8 protein-coding genes are annotated in these 15,130 nt (G+C 57.4%); 5 read left to right on the plus strand and 3 right to left on the minus strand.

The features are described 5' to 3' along the window. A partial coding sequence (locus ACSSVV_RS14830; protein ID WP_454106469.1) for a hypothetical protein occupies positions 1 to 5,754 on the minus strand: 5,754 nt, incomplete at its 3' end. 353 nt (positions 5,755 to 6,107) lie between these two features. On the opposite strand from ACSSVV_RS14830, the gene ACSSVV_RS14835 reads away from it, so the two are divergent. From ACSSVV_RS14835 to ACSSVV_RS14855, 5 genes are read left to right on the plus strand one after another with little or no spacing between them, the layout of a single operon-like run. Then, positions 6,108 to 7,940 (plus strand): TolC family outer membrane protein, encoded by a 1,833-nt coding sequence (locus tag ACSSVV_RS14835; protein ID WP_228703057.1) that lies wholly within the window; start codon positions 6,108 to 6,110, stop codon positions 7,938 to 7,940. Positions 7,941 to 7,971: 31 nt separating this feature from the next. Beyond that, entirely contained in the window at positions 7,972 to 10,107 is a 2,136-nt protein-coding gene (locus ACSSVV_RS14840; protein WP_014422743.1) for a type I secretion system permease/ATPase, read from the plus strand. Beyond that, positions 10,104 to 11,534 carry an HlyD family type I secretion periplasmic adaptor subunit gene (locus tag ACSSVV_RS14845; RefSeq protein WP_014422742.1) on the plus strand — a complete coding sequence of 477 codons (1,431 nt, stop codon included), beginning with the start codon at positions 10,104 to 10,106 and terminating at the stop codon, positions 11,532 to 11,534. The genes ACSSVV_RS14840 and ACSSVV_RS14845 overlap by 4 nt, the downstream gene beginning before the upstream one ends. After that, positions 11,531 to 12,178 (plus strand): helix-turn-helix transcriptional regulator, encoded by a 648-nt coding sequence (locus ACSSVV_RS14850; RefSeq protein ID WP_014422741.1) that lies wholly within the window; start codon positions 11,531 to 11,533, stop codon positions 12,176 to 12,178. The genes ACSSVV_RS14845 and ACSSVV_RS14850 overlap by 4 nt, the downstream gene beginning before the upstream one ends. Continuing rightward, the gene (locus tag ACSSVV_RS14855) at positions 12,162 to 12,500 is read left to right on the plus strand and encodes a hypothetical protein (RefSeq protein WP_014422740.1); all 339 of its coding nucleotides are present in this window, start codon (positions 12,162 to 12,164) and stop codon (positions 12,498 to 12,500) included. Before ACSSVV_RS14850 ends, ACSSVV_RS14855 begins: the two co-directional genes overlap by 17 nt. Here ACSSVV_RS14855 and ACSSVV_RS14860 read toward each other — a convergent pair. Together ACSSVV_RS14860 and ACSSVV_RS14865 are read right to left on the minus strand one after the other, a co-directional pair. After that, a complete protein-coding gene (locus ACSSVV_RS14860) occupies positions 12,497 to 14,398 on the minus strand; it encodes an EAL domain-containing protein (RefSeq protein ID WP_014422739.1) in 1,902 nt (633 codons plus the stop codon). The two genes, ACSSVV_RS14855 and ACSSVV_RS14860, sit on opposite strands and share 4 nt — an antisense overlap. Then, the gene (locus tag ACSSVV_RS14865) at positions 14,385 to 15,125 is read right to left on the minus strand and encodes a transglutaminase-like cysteine peptidase (protein ID WP_014422738.1); all 741 of its coding nucleotides are present in this window, start codon (positions 15,123 to 15,125) and stop codon (positions 14,385 to 14,387) included. The genes ACSSVV_RS14860 and ACSSVV_RS14865 overlap by 14 nt, the downstream gene beginning before the upstream one ends. Between the last annotated feature and the right edge of the window lie 5 nt (positions 15,126 to 15,130).

A 15,130-nucleotide genomic window follows, 5' to 3' on the forward strand; every position in this document is an offset into this window, starting at 1 on the left:
ACCGGCGGTGGCATCCAGGGAACCGTTGGCGGAGTCAGTGACGGCGTTACCGTTACGATCCTGAGCTGTGGCTTCGACCGTCAGGTTGCCGTCGACCAGGCTGGAAATGTCTACGCCGGTCAGGGTGTAGGAACCATCGGCGTCGACAGTAGCGGTGGTATTAACGACGTTGCCAGCGGAATCGGTGACGGCGATGTCGACCTGTTCATTCGGGGCCACGTCGTTGGTGGTACCGGACAAGTTAACCGTTTGCGTCGCGTTATTAACGATGTCGAGAGATACCGTCAGGTCGCCGGCAGTCGCATCAAGAATGCTAGTGGTTGAGTCATTGACGGCATTGCCGTTGCGATCCTGGGCCGTGGCTTCGACCGTCAGATTGCCGTCGACCAGGCTGGAAATGTCCACGCCAGCCAGGGTGTAGGAGCCATCGGCGCCCACGGTGGCGGTGGTATTAACGACATGGCCATCGGCGTCGGTGATGGTCACATCAACCTGGCTGTTTGGTGCCACGTCCGTGGTGGTACCGGACAGGTTCACGGTTTGGGTTGTGTTGTCGATCGTGTCGACAGAGACACTCAAGGCACCGGCGGTGGCATCCAGGGAACCGTTGGCCGAGTCACTCACAGCATTGCCGTTGCGATCCTGGGCCGTGGCTTCCACGGACAAGTCGCCGTCGACCAGGCTGGAAATGTCTACGCCGGTCAGGGTGTAGGAACCATCGGCGTCGACAGTAGCGGTGGTATTAACGACGTTGCCAGCGGAATCGGTGACGGCCACGTTAACCTGGCTGTTTGGTGCCACATCCGTGGTCGAGCCGGACAGATCGATGGTCTGGTTACCGTTATCGACATTGGCAATGGCCACCGTTAGATCACCGGTGGTGGCATCGAAGGTGCCGGTTGCCGAGTCGGTGATGGCATTGCCGTTGCGATCCTGCGCGGACGCTTCCACGGTCAGGTCGCCGTCGACCAGGCTGGAGATGTCCATGCCTGTCAAGGTGTAGGCACCGTCAGCGTCGACGGTGGTGGTGGCATTGACGGCATTACCAGCAGAGTCGGTGATGGTAATCGCAACTTGCTCATTCGGCGCCACGTCAGTGGTAGTACCGGACAAGTTTACGGTCTGCGCCGTGTTATCGACGGTGTCGAGAGACACGGTCAGATCACCGGCGGTGGCATCCAGGGAACCGTTGGCGGAGTCAGTGACGGCGTTACCGTTACGATCCTGAGCTGTGGCTTCGACCGTCAGGTTGCCATCGACCAGGCTGGAGATGTCCACACCGGTCAGGGTGTAGGCACCGTCGGCGCCGACGGTGGTGGTGGCATTGACGGCATTACCAGCAGAGTCGGTGATGGTAATCGCAATTTGTCCATTTGGCGCCACGTCCGTGGTAGTGCCGGACAGGTTCACGGTTTGCGCCGCGTTATCGACGGTGTCCAAGGTAACGGTGAGATCGCCAGCAATGGCATTTAAGCTGCCGTTGGCCGAATCACTCACGGCATTGCCATTGCGATCCTGGGCCGTGGCTTCGACGGTCAGGTTGCCGTCGACCAGGCTGGAAATGTCGACGCCAGTCAGGGTGTAGGAACCATCGGCACCCACGGTGGCGGTGGCATTGACGGCATTACCGGCAGAGTCGGTGATGGTAATCGCAACTTGCTCATTCGGCGCGACGTCCGTGGTGGTGCCGGACAGATCAATCGCCTGAGTTGTGTTGTCGATATTGGCGACGGCCACGGTGAGAGCACCGTCGGTCGCATCAAGGGCACCGTTGGCCGAATCATTCACGGCATTGCCATTGCGATCCTGAGCCGAGGCTTCCACGGTCAGGTTGCCGTCGACCAGGCTGGAGATGTCCACGCCGTTCAGGGTGTAGGAGCCGTCAGCACTGACGGTGGCGGCCGCGTTCACGATATTCCCAGCCGAATCGGTAATGGTAATTGCAACTTGCTCATTCGGCGCCACGTCCGAGGTCGTGCCGGACAGGTTCGCGGTTTGCGCCGTGTTATCGATGGTGTCCACGGAGACGGTCAGAGCACCGGCGGTGGCATCGACGCTGTCGGTAGCCGAATCGGAGACGGCATTGCCGTTGCGATCCTGGGCCGAGGCCTCCACGGTCAGGTCGCCGTCGACCAGGCTGGAGATGTCTACGCCGGTCAGGGAATAGGAGCCATCGGCGCCCACGGTGGCGGTGGTATTAACGACATTGCCAGCGGAGTCGGTGACAGTGATGCTGACTTCCTCATTCGGCGCCACGTCCTTGGTGGTGCCGGACAGGTTCGCGGTTTGCCCTGCGTTATCCACGGTGTCGAGAGAGACGGTCAGAGCACCGGCGGTGGCATCGAACGTGCCGTTGGCCGAATCATTCACAGCATTGCCATTGCGATCCTGCGCGGACGCTTCCACGGTCAGGTCGCCGTCGACCAAGCTGGAAATGTCGACGCCGGTCAGAGTGTAGGAGCCATCGGCGCCTAGAGTCGTGGTGGTGTTAACGAGATTGCCAGCGGAATCCGTGATGGTCACGTTAACCTGGCTGTTTGGCGCCACATCGGTCGTGGTGCCGGACAGATCGATAGTCTGGGCACCATTATCGACGTTGCTAATGGTCACGGCGAGATCGCCAGCAGTGGCATCAAAGCTGCCAGTAGCCGAGTCACTCACAGTATTGCCATTGCGATCCTGCGCGGAAGCGTCCACGGACAGGTTGCCGTCGACCAGACTGGAAATGTCGACGCCGGTCAGAGTGTAAGAGCCATCGGTTCCCACGGTGGTGGTGGCAGTGACGGCATTACCGGCAGAGTCGGTGATGGTAATCGCAATTTGCTCATTTGGCGCCACGTCCGTGGTAGCACCGGACAAGTTCATGGTTTGCGCTGTGGTATCGATGGTGTCGACAGAGACCGTCAGAGCACCGCCGGTCGCATCAAAGGCACCGTTGGCCGAATCATTCACGGCATTGCCATTGCGATCCTGAGCCGAGGCTTCCACGGTCAGGGCGCCATCGACCAGGCTGGCGATGTCGACGCCAGTCAGGGTGTAGGCACCATCGGCGCCGACGGTCGTGGTGGCGTTGACGACGTTGCCAGCGGAATCGGTGATGGTCACGTTAACCTGGCTGTTTGGTGCTACGTCACTGGTGGTGCCGGATACATCCGCGGTTTGCGTGGTGTTATCGACGGTGTCGACAGAGACCGTCAAAGCACCTGCGGTGGCGTCAAAGCTGTTGGTCGCCGAGTCGGTGACGGCATTGCCGTTGCGATCCTGTGCGGACGCTTCCACGGTCAGGCTGCCATCGACCAGGCTGGAAATGTCGACGCCGGTCAGAGTGTAGGAACCATCGGCACCCACGGTGGTGGTGGCAGTGACGACATTGCCGGCGGAGTCGGTGACGGTGATGCTGACCTGTTCATTCGGCGCGACGTCCGTGGTGGTGCCGGACAGGTTCACGGTTTGCGCCGTGTTGTCGATGGTGTCCACGGAGACGGTCAGAGCACCGCCGGTCGCATCAAGGGCACCGTTGGCCGAGTCAGTCAAGGCGTTGCCATTACGGCCCTGCGCCGAGGCCTCCACGGTCAGGTCGCCGTCGACCAGGCTGGAGATGTCCACGCCGGTCAGACTGTAGGAGCCATCCGCACCGACGGTGGTGATCGCGTTAACGACATTGCCAGTGGAATCCGTGATGGTCACGTTGACCTGGCTGTTTGGCGCCACATCGGCCGTGGTGCCGGACAGGTCGACGGTTTGCGCTGCGTTATCCACGGTGTCAAGAGAGACGGTCAGAGCACCGGTAGTCGCATCAAGTGAGCCTGCCGCCGAGTCGGAGACAGCGTTGCCGTTACGGTCCTGAGCCGTGGCTTCCACGGTCAAGTTGCCATCGACCAGGCTGGAGATGTCCACGCCGGTCAGACTGTAGGAACCATCGGCGCCGACAGTCGTGGTGGCAGTGACGACATTGCCGGCGGAGTCGGTGACGGTTAGGTCAACCTGGCTGTTCAGGGCCACGTCGGTGGTGGTGCCGGACAGGTTCGCGGTTTGAGCTGTGCTATCAACAGTGTCGACAGAGACGGTCAAATCACCGGCGGTGGCATCGAAGGTGCCGTTGGCCGAGTCACTCACAGCATTGCCGTTACGGTCCTGCGCGGACGCCTCCACGGTCAGGTCACCGTCGACCAGACTGGAAATGTCGACGCCGGTCAGACTGTAGGAACCATCGGCGCCGACGGTGGCGGTGGCGTTCACGATATTGCCAGCCGAATCGGTCATGGTAATCGCAACTTGCCCATTCGGCGCGACGTCCGTGGTGGTGCCGGACAGGTTCACGGTTTGCGCCGTGTTATCGATGGTGCCGACAGAGACCGTCAGATCACCGGCGGTGGCATCGAGGGCACCGTTGGCCGAGTCAGTCAAGGCGTTGCCATTACGGTCCTGAGCCGAGGCCTCCACGGTCAGGCTGCCATCGACCAGGCTGGAGATGTCGACACCGGTCAGGCTGTAGGAGCCATCCGCACCGACGGTGGCGATGGCGTTCACGATATTGCCAGCAGAGTCGGTAATGGTAATCGCAACTTGCTCATTCGGCGCAACGTCCGTGGTGGTACCAGACAGGTTCGCGGTTTGCGCCGTGTTATCCACGGTGTCAAGAGAGACAGTCAGAGCACCAGCAGTCGCGTCGAAAGAACCGCTGGCCGAGTCGGTAACGGCATTACCGTTGCGATCTTCGCCGGTAACGGTAATGGCCAGATCGCCATCCACCAGGCCTGATATATCGACGCCCGTGAGTGAGAACGAGCCGTCATCCCCCACCGTCGCTGTGGTTGTAAGGCTGTTGTTATTGCTATCGGTAACCACAATGGTCACGGCGCTGCCTGGTGCAATATCCGTGGTCGTGCCATCCAGGCCCAGGGTCTGGCTACTGTGATCCGTGATCGTTGATGTAACAGATACGCTGCCGGCGATCAGATCCAGGGAGCCTTCTGTTGTGGCAGACACCAGATTGCCATCCGATCCTTGCGCCGATACCCCGACGGTAATCGGGCCGTCGACCATATTCGGAAACTGGGAGATTACCGAAGTAAATTTGCCATCCGGCCCTGCCGTGACTGTTTGTGAAACGGAATTCCCGTTTTGATCAGTCACGGTAACGATGATGCTGTTGCCGGCCAACAGATTGCTGCTGTTGCCGTTTACGATCAGGTTATTGCTGTCGCCAGTCACTGGAGAAACGTTGTCAATGGCGATACTGCCCGGCAATGGTTGGGCCTCGGCGGTGGACCCGGTCGTAACACCACTGTCATTAATTAGGGGCGTCTCGCTATCAAGGGACTGCAGGTTCAAGCTGATATCGGCGCCATTAATATTCTCGACGATCCTTGCGAGGCGAACAGAGCTGCTGCCGCCCGCACTGCCACCGTCAATACCGGCTGCGGGAGCTTCTATATCATCAAGGCTCGAGCCCAGAGCATCTTCGATGGCGGCCAGAGCCTGTTCAACGCTGCTGTCTTCCAGTGAATTGTCGGTCGCTGCCGGGACAAAATTATTGGCTAATTCCGCGCTGGCCAGTATGGAGACACCGCTATCGACGGTTGCTTCGTTGTTATAGCCAAAGTCCAGCGTGACCCGCCCGTCATCAGCTGTAATCAGGCGCTCGCCAAGCATCAGTGCGTCGCCCGGTTGCAGCAGGCGGTGGCTCCCGTCGGGAGCTTCTGCCCAAGCGTTTCCGGTAACGTTAACAACGATCGCGATCGTGATGCTCATGGCGTTCCTCTATATTGCAAAATCGAACAAGCAAGTGAATTTAAGAAACTTCGTAGTGTCGTTTACAGTAGACTGTCTGCCAATCGTCGCCTACTGGACTCAGGTACAGGTTGGGTAGATTCCCTGTGTTTGATTGTAAACAGTTGTAAAATCCATCTTTTTTTGCGTGATTTCTGTACAATTGACGGCCGGTTTTTTCGGGCCGGGTGGGCGATAATGCGGGTAGCCTCGTAACTTGAGCGTTGGTCAGCAGTGAACAACGTGGTGCCATGATTCGTGTGATGATTTTGGAGCTTTTAATGGTAAGAAAGGTCTTGGAGTGCCGGGCTGTTGCGTTTGCGATCTTGGCTTGTATGACTGCGCCGGCGATCACCGCTGCGCAGACCTATGGCAGCCAACCTGTTGCAGAGGGTAGTGTGCTGGAGGCGGTCAGAAATGCTATTGAGCACAATCCGGAAGTTCAGGCGAGCTGGCACCAGTTTCTGGTTGCCGGCCACGACAAATCGGCCGCAAAAGGGGATTATAAGCCCTCTCTGGACGCGACGGCCCGTTATGGCTGGGAACATCGCAATTATGGCGAAGTCAGTGAGTTTGATGGCTACGACGGTCGTTTGACCCTGACCCAGATGCTCTACGATGGCTTTCAGACCCGAAGTGCCGTTCAGCGCTTTGAAGAGGAACAACTGGTCAGTTATTTTGAGCTGCTCGCCCAGATTGAAGACACCAGCCTTGAAGCCCTGCGAGCGTATCTTGACGTCAGCCGTCAGCAAGAGCTTCTGGAGTTGGCCAGGAATAATCTGCAGACACACCAGGATGTGTATGAACAGGTAAGCTCAAGTGCCGAGGCGGGCGTTGCGAGAGCAGCAGACCTCGAGCAGATCAATGGACGTTTATCACTGGCCGAAGCCAATCTGTTCACGGTAGCCAGTAATTTGCACGACGTTCGGGCTCGTTATCTCAGAATCATAGGAGAAAAAGCACCCAGTCAGCCGGATGAGGTCATGATCGGGGTTGAGCTTGTACCAGCGACTGCACAGGAGGCCCTGGGTATTGCTTATGAAGCGAATCCGTCCTTCCGTGCCGCGCATCGGCAGATCCGGGCGGCAGAGGCCAGCGTTGAGGAAAGTCGTTCAGGCTTTCATCCAAAGCTGGACCTGGTGGCCAGCTATGGTCATCGCTCGTATGACGATCTGGGCTTCGACGATTCCGAGACCGATGGCCGGGTTGGTCTTGAGTTGAGTATGAATCTGTATCGCGGTGGCGCCGACCGGGCCAGGGTGCGCAGTGCCTACGACAGGGTCAATGTAGCCAAGGATCTTCGTGACAAAGCCTGCGTTGATATTCGCCAGGAAGTTCAGATTGCCTTCAACGATGTGCGCAATCTGGAGAGCCAGATTCCGATTCTCAACAACCACCGCCTCTCGTCAGCGCGGGTGCGGACAGCTTACAAAGATCAGTTTGATATTGGTGAACGCACCTTGCTGGATGTGTTGGATGCGGAGAACGAATACTTCGATGCCAGCCGTGCCTATGTGAATGCAATCTACGATCAGAAACTGGCAGTGGCGCGCGTTCAGGCCGAGATGGGGCAATTGGTTGTGTCTCTGGGGCTGGTTCGAAACGGTCTTCCCTCCCTGGACGACCTTGGCGCCTCTCCGCTCCCGTTTACAGACTCCATGTGCCCGGCCGTTGAAGTGGACCAGTCGGTCCGGTTGTTGCTCGATTCCGATGGTGATGGGGTGAAGAACTATAAAGATCAGTGTCCCGGAACGCCGGCAGGCAGCAAGGTGGATATTCGCGGCTGTACCATTGCCGAACCCCCTGAGGTGGTAAAAACAATGGTGATTGAGTTCGCCAATGATTCTGCCGACATTTCGTCTGCCAGTGAGGCTTACCTGAGGGATCTCGGACAGTACCTCGTGTCTAATCCGGATGCGCAAGCGGAGATCGTTGGCCATGCTTCCAGAACGGGGGCGCCGGTTTATAATCGGGAACTCTCGATGCGCCGGGCGGAAGCGGTCGCAGAGACATTGGTTAACGACTATGCTATTGAAAGAACTCGACTAAAGCTCACAGGTCAGGGATTTTATCAGCCCCGGTTTTCCCAGCCTTCCGAGGCGGCAGTGAGCGCCAACCGCAGGGTCGATATTCGTGTTCTGCAGGCGCAAGAGGTTGCAGGAAACTGATATCTCCATTTCGGCATAGATAAGGAGAGGCGTGGAAACTTCTGCAATAGATCACCGGCAGGATGACTTGCTAACGTGCCTGCGCGTTCTTTGCAAATTACATGGACGCCAGGCGTCCGGAGAATCCATTGTTTCCGGATTACCCCTTGACCAGGGCCGACTGACGCCCTCGCTGTTTGGTCGAGGCGCTCGGCGACTGGGTTTTAGCAGCCAGGTCTGTCAACAGTCATTGTCATCAATCAATACCGCGCTGCTGCCTGCAGTGTTGTTGTTGAATAATGAACGTGCGTGTGTCGTTCACTCGCTTGATGCGGAGGGAGGCTTGGCATCGGTCGTTTTTCCCGAGCTGCCCGAGTCAGAAACGGAGATTACCTCTGCACAGTTATCCGAACTCTACTCAGGGACAGTGATCTATTGTCGCCCGAGATTTCACTTTGATCAGCGCGCAACCAGAACACGGGCGGCGCAGGGCGGGCACTGGTTCTGGAGTGTCATTGGCGAGAATCGCAAGCTGTATCGTGATATCTGTATCGCCGCGCTGTTGATCAATGTCTTCGCGGTTGCCATGCCTTTGTTTGTCATGAACGTGTACGACCGCGTGGTGCCCAACCATGCCACGCATACGTTGTGGGTCCTGGCGGTGGGGCTTCTGATCGCCCTTTGTGCAGATCTGGTTCTTCGCCTGATGCGCGGATGGTTCATTGATCTGGCCGCCAGTCGCGCGGATGCGAAACTGTCCGCGACGATTATGGAACGGGTGTTGGGACTCAGCCTGGCACATCGTCCACAATCTGCGGGCGCATTTGCCGCAAATGTTCAGTCGTTTGAATCTGTACGCTCGTTTGTCAGTTCCATGACCGTGGTGGGATTGGTCGACCTGCCGTTTATGCTTCTGTTCCTGGTGGTGATTGTGCTAATCAGTTGGCCCCTTGGCATTCCAGTGCTGGTGGGGGCGCTCGGCCTTGTAATTTATGCCGCCATCGCGCAGCGCCGTTTACGGGACTTGTCCGAAGAGAGCATGTCGGCGAGTTCCCAGCGGAATGCGACTCTGGTAGAGGGTCTCGCGAACCTGGAATCGGTCAAGAGTTTCGGCGTTGAAAGCCGGATACAGGAAGCCTATGAGCGCACATCGCTATATATCAGCAACGTTGGAGCTCGCCTGAAATTCATCTCTGCCAGTCTTCAGAATGGTGCGCAGTGGGTTCAGCACCTGGTTGCGGTTTCAATCATCATCCTCGGGGTATATCTGATCATCAACGGTGAGTTGACCCAGGGTGGCCTGATCGCTGCTTATCTGTTGTCCTCGCGTGCCATGGCGCCGGTCAGTCAGGCTGCCGGTTTGCTGGCTCAGTATCACCAGGCAGCGACAGCGCTCCGAACCCTCGACGATATCATGGCTTTGCCACAGGAGCGTGAAGCCGGAAAGGACTGGGTCTCGCGCCCTCGCTTGAGTGGTCGGGTGGAACTTCGGGATGTGCATTTCAGTTATCCGGACGCCGGGCAGGCCGCGCTCACCGGCGTTTCAATGAAACTGAACCCAGGTGAGCGGGTGGCGGTTCTGGGGCGAAACGGCTCGGGCAAAAGTACGCTGCAACGCCTGTTGCTTGGACTACACCACCCCTCCGCAGGTACCTTGTCGCTGGATAATGTGGATGTTCGTCAGTTAGACCCGGCGGAACTTCGAAACAATATTGGCTATGTGCCGCAAGATGTGGAGCTCTTTTTCGGGAGTCTCAGAGACAACATCACGCTTTCCCGGCCGGTGTCCGATGAGGAACTGCTTCGGGTAACAGAACTCAGCGGTTTGAAGTCGTTCGTCGATGCACAGCCAGATGGGTTTGATCTGCAGGTTGGTGAGCGTGGCCAGCGACTGTCTGGCGGGCAGCGTCAGGCGTTAGCCATCGCGCGGGCGATGGTGGGTGATCCCGCCATTCTGCTGCTGGACGAGCCCACGGGCTCTCTGGATCACAGTAGCGAAGAACACTTCAAGCGCAGTCTGGCCAAAGCGGCGGAGAACAAGACGCTATTGATGGTCACGCATCGAACCTCGTTGCTGGAACTGGCGGACCGGATTATTGTGCTGGATGGCGGCCGGATTGTCGCGGATGGACCAAAAGCAACGGTCGTCGAGGCATTGCGTCAGGGTAAGATAAGGGGGGCCTCGTGAGCGAGAACAATGAGCCGTCCTCGTCATTGGCCGAGAAGAGCTTTCACCGGATTGGCAAGGGCGCTGAGCGTGTTGGCAAGCGTCCGGAACGTTGGCTTGAGAAGCTGGCAGGGCGTTGGCTGCGCGTCCCGGATCAGCGTGGGTGGGAAGTAGACAGTGAGTGGGCCCGCATTCAGCAGGAGCCGATCCGGCCGAGAGCGCTGTTGTGGATGATCTTTCTGACTGTGATTGCGTTGCTGGTCTGGGCCGGCTTGGCACCGATTGATGAGGTCGCTCGAGGGGATGGCCGGGTGATTCCCTCGACGCAACTGCAGGTGGTGCAGTCTCTGGATGGAGGCGTCGTTGAGGTTCTGTCTGTGCAGGAAGGCGAACTGGTCAAGAAAGGGCAATTGCTGGTTAGCATTGAATCGACCCGCTTCGATTCTGACTTTGCCGAGCAGAAAGCGAGGGAATTATCCTTGACCGCCGATATATTCCGGCTAGAGGCTCTCGTTCAGGGCAAGGAGCTCACGTTCCCGCCTGAGTTTATTGAGCGTTCTCCACAACTTGTCACGGTCCAGCGCTCCTTGTTTGAAAACAGTCGCCGCGAAATGCAGGAGCAGGAGGCGATTCATCGCCAACAGTTGCAACAGCGTCAGGCCGATCTTGAGGAGGCTCAGTCGGCCCGCCGGCAATTCCAGGAAGTGCTGAAACTGGCGTCCAGGGAACTTGAACTCAAGCGACCCTTGCTGGCCTCGGGAGCGGTTTCAGAAGTTGACTTGATCAAGCTGGAGAGAGAAATCTCGAATGCGCGGGGTGAGCTTGCTCAGGCTGAGGCTGCGATCACGCGTTCGCGGTCGGCTATTCTGGAAGCAGAATCGAAGATACGGGAAACCGGGCTGGTTATGACCAATCGCTGGCGTGAGCAGTTGTCGGACTCAGTCAGCGAGCTGGCGGCGACTCTCGAGACACTGGATGGATTACAGGATCGCGTCAGCAAAACCCGAATTGTTGCACCGGTTGACGGCACCGTTCAGCGCTTGTTTGTGAAAACGGTGGGTGGTGTGGTCTCGCCAGGCCAGGACGTGGTAGAAATCGTCCCGCTGAACGATGAATTGCTGGTCGAGGCGAGAGTGTCGCCCAAAGACATTGCTTTTATCCAGAAGGGCCAGGAAGCCATCGTCAAGTTTACCGCCTATGATTTTGCGGTTTTTGGCGGGCTGAGGGCAACGGTTGAGCACATCAGTGCAGACACGATCACCGATGAAGACAACAACACCTATTATCTGACAAGACTGCGCACTGAAACTCAGGGATTTTCGGAGCAATTTGCCATTATCCCCGGAATGACGGCACAGGTAGACATCCTGACCGGGCAGAAAACAGTGCTTGAGTACCTGCTCAAGCCCGTGGTGCGCGCTACTTCTCTGGCACTGAGCGAGCGATGAAAACAGAGTCCTCTATTCTGCTGTATGGTCGTGCTTTTCGCCCTCTGGGCCACTGGGAGCGGGTATTGCCTGGGGTGCCCCAGCAAATGGTTGATGGGCAGCATGTGTCGATGCCGAAAGCCTCGGTGGCCTGGATAAGTTCCGATGTGCCGGGCTGGCAAGAATGTGTGCGCATGTTTTCCGAGGCTGGTATTCGTGTGGCTGTGCTCGCGCGGCTACCCGAAGCCGCTGAAATGAACCGAAGTCTGGCGTGCGGAGCGCGGGCTTATCTGCCAGCGTTATCAAACGATAAGGTCTTCCGCCAGGTCGCCAAGACGATTCTGGCAGGCGGTTTGTGGTTTCCGGAGAATCTCCTGAGTTCACTGTTGCAGTCGGTTGCACGTGCCGTCGAGTCGGATCAGGGGCATGAGCCAAAAGGCGATTTGCAGTCGCTGACCAGCCGAGAAACTGAAGTTGCGTTAAGTGCGTCCAAGGGGTTGAGTAACCGGCAGATTGCCTCAGACCTCGGCATTACCGAACGCACTGTCAAGGAACATATGGGGGCCATATTCAAGAAGCTGGCCGTTAAGGACCGTATGCAGTTGATGCTTTATGTGAATGGCCAGCTTGCCAACAGGAAGCAAGACAATGTTCATCAGGCGTAACCAGTCCGGCCGAGTTGTTGCTGTCAGTGAGGAGCCTTTAGCCGGTTTCGTTGAGGCTCCAGACGACGATCCCTCTGTCGAAGCCTTTCTTTACAGCCGCGCTGACGTCGATGCCGACGTCCGCTTCAGGGCGTCGGATTCTTCCCTCATTCGGGTCATTGAGGACCTGGTGGACCTGTTGGCGATGAAAGGTGTCATACGCTTTACCGATTTGCCCTCGGAAGCCCAAGCCAAGCTGATGGAACGAAAGTCCATGCGGGGGCAGGACGATCACCTCAATTTGATTGATAACAGCGGAGACGATCTGTTCGATTTTGATTAATTGCCTGACTTCACGCCCGGCCCGGTGACCCCGTCTAATCCCACATTCCAGGCAGCCTGGACGCATCCGTCTGTCTTTGCGCCCGCCAGGTAGATACTCAGCCCTATGGAGTGAGCCAGTCCGGTCAAACGCTGGAGATATTGCTGAGTGGCTGGGTCGTCTTCAAGCCGCTGGGCATAAACAGGATCTGTTTTCAGGTAGTCGAGACCCAGCTCGTGGACCTTGGCAATGCTTTCCAGGTTTTTGCCAATTCCGCTGATTCCCACCTGGCAACCTTGTGTCTGTATTTCTTCGACGAAGCGGCCAAGCAGCAGCTCTCCCTCGGCGAGGACCTCCTCGGGCAGCTCAAGCCGGAAGGATCGTCTGGGCTCGTGGCGCTGGCTCAGGAGATTGACGATGGTGCGCCGCAAAGTCTCATCCAGTAAGGTTTCTCTGGCGATATGAACGACAACCGGGAGTTCGCCCTGCTCCGTGAACGTTTCAAGAAGATACTGGACCATGGCTGTGTCAACGTGAGGTAAAAGGCCAAGCCGCCGCCCCCAGGGAAGAAAAAAGCCAGCCGGGCGCCATTGATCCAGTAGTTTGAGCCGCACCTTCGCCTCGACCTGAATGATGTTACCAGAACGATCAATCAAGGGGTGGAAGGCGACGTCGATGGCTCGCTCCTCCAGCGCCTGATTGAGTGCGGTGCGCCATTCGGCGGCATTGCGGAATGGAATGTCCTCAGGGTTGTCCTCATCAACAACGGCTCGCTGGTTGGTTTGCTCGGCGGTTGCGAGCAGATGGTCCGCATGCATCAGTACGGCTGCGTGCGTCGCTGTCGAGTCGAATGTTGAGACTGACAGCCTCGCCCGGCGCATGACTGGGCCGGTAAGCATCTGTTCAAGGGTCGGAAGAATGTGTGATGCATCCTGGAATCCAGTGACCAAGAGCCCAAAGTCAGACCCATTCAGGCGGCCCATGAAGGCATCCTGAAACAAGAGATCGCTATTGCTCAGCGCTTTCAGCACATTACCGCACATAATCTGGAGTGCTTCATTGACCTGATCTCGTCCGAGCTGCGCGTTGAGTTCTGCCAATCCGGGTATCCGAAGAAGAACCAGCGTGTGCCTGGTGTCAGACTCCGGGTCATCGATCAGACTGTTTAACTGACTGATGAAAAACTCCCGATTGGCAACGCCAGTGACCGGATCATTCAGCGCCCGTTCACGCATGTCTGCCAGCGCTTTTGCCTCAGACTCCAGAATCGTTTCGACACGCCTCGAGAGCTTGTTCATGGCGCTGACAACGCGCCGGAACTCCGTAGTGTTGGGTTCCTCGGACACGATGAAGCGTTTTTCTCCAATCGCTTCAGCCTGTTTCACCACATCGTTCAATGGGCTGCTGATGCGTCGCACCAGCCAGCTGCCAATCAGTCCAGCAATCACGGCTACGAGGCACAGCCAAATGAACAGGCGCTGGGCTGTCACCCATAGCGATGTCTGGGCGTATGTTCTGGCGCTCTCGACATACAGCGTCCCAAAGTTCACCCAGCCATCGGAAACCGTGGCTACACCGGGCGGAATGTCCAGGGGAAACATCACACGAAACCAGCTGGGCGCCTGATGATCAGCGGGCGAAGCAGTGAAAGACAGTGACTGGCCGTCTGTTTGCGACAACTCGATGCGTTGATAATGCCCTGTTGAAAACTGTGCATCGAGGAAGGACGCCATCAATGCCTGCTCTTTTTCAGAGTGCGACATGGTCAGTGCCAGTGAGTTGGCGCTATCGATGTTTTTCAGCATCAACTGCTCTTGGTAATAACTTTGCGCGGAGACCAGACTCGCCGCCAGGCTTGCCAGGAAAGCTGTCAGAATCAGCAAACTGGTGCCCAGCCATAACTGTTTAACGAGGGACATTGAAGCTCACTCCTTCGCTCTTGATTCTCTCTAGTACATTGCGCCATGGGGACAGGCGAGCGGTAGCACTGCCCGCGGAGGCTCCACTAGCCGCCCAGAGTTCGCTAATGTTGAAGCTGAAGACCGGGGTAAGGTCGGTTCGTTCGCTGGCAGGCAGGATGTCTTCAACCAGACTGTCCAGCAAAAGCGGTTCGGCGCCGGGCTCCGGATAGTAACCAAGCACCATGTGAGGCTGGGTGATGGGGCTGGAGGGCCCGCCAATTCGGGCGCGGACATAGATAAGGCGAAGCTTGTCATCGCTTACGCCGGCGTTGAGCAGGCTTATATATTGAATGATGACATAATCCTCGCAGTCGCCGCGGCCCCTGGACAGGGTTTCAAGAGGGGTTGCCCAATAGTCTTCCTTTCCCCAGAGTGCCCTGTCCAGCTGGTAAGACAGTGCATCGTGGACAAAGGAATTGATATATCTAAGCTTTTCAGGATTATCAAACGATCTTACCTGTTCAAGCACACCATGCCAGCGCTTTAGTTTTGCGGCATTATCGCCTGACACCATTCGATGCCACGCCCTCTCGTTTTCCTCAAAATCGATACGGGTGTGGAGCCCGCTTGAGGCACTGGAATAGAGCGAAAAAAGCCCCGTAACGGCCAGGAAAAAACAGAGAGTCGCCAAGACCGCTGTTTTTGATACGATGCTGGTGCTGTTTTTTGTGCAGCGCGCCAACACGCTTC

This window comes from Marinobacter sp. MBR-105 (genome assembly GCF_053628895.1).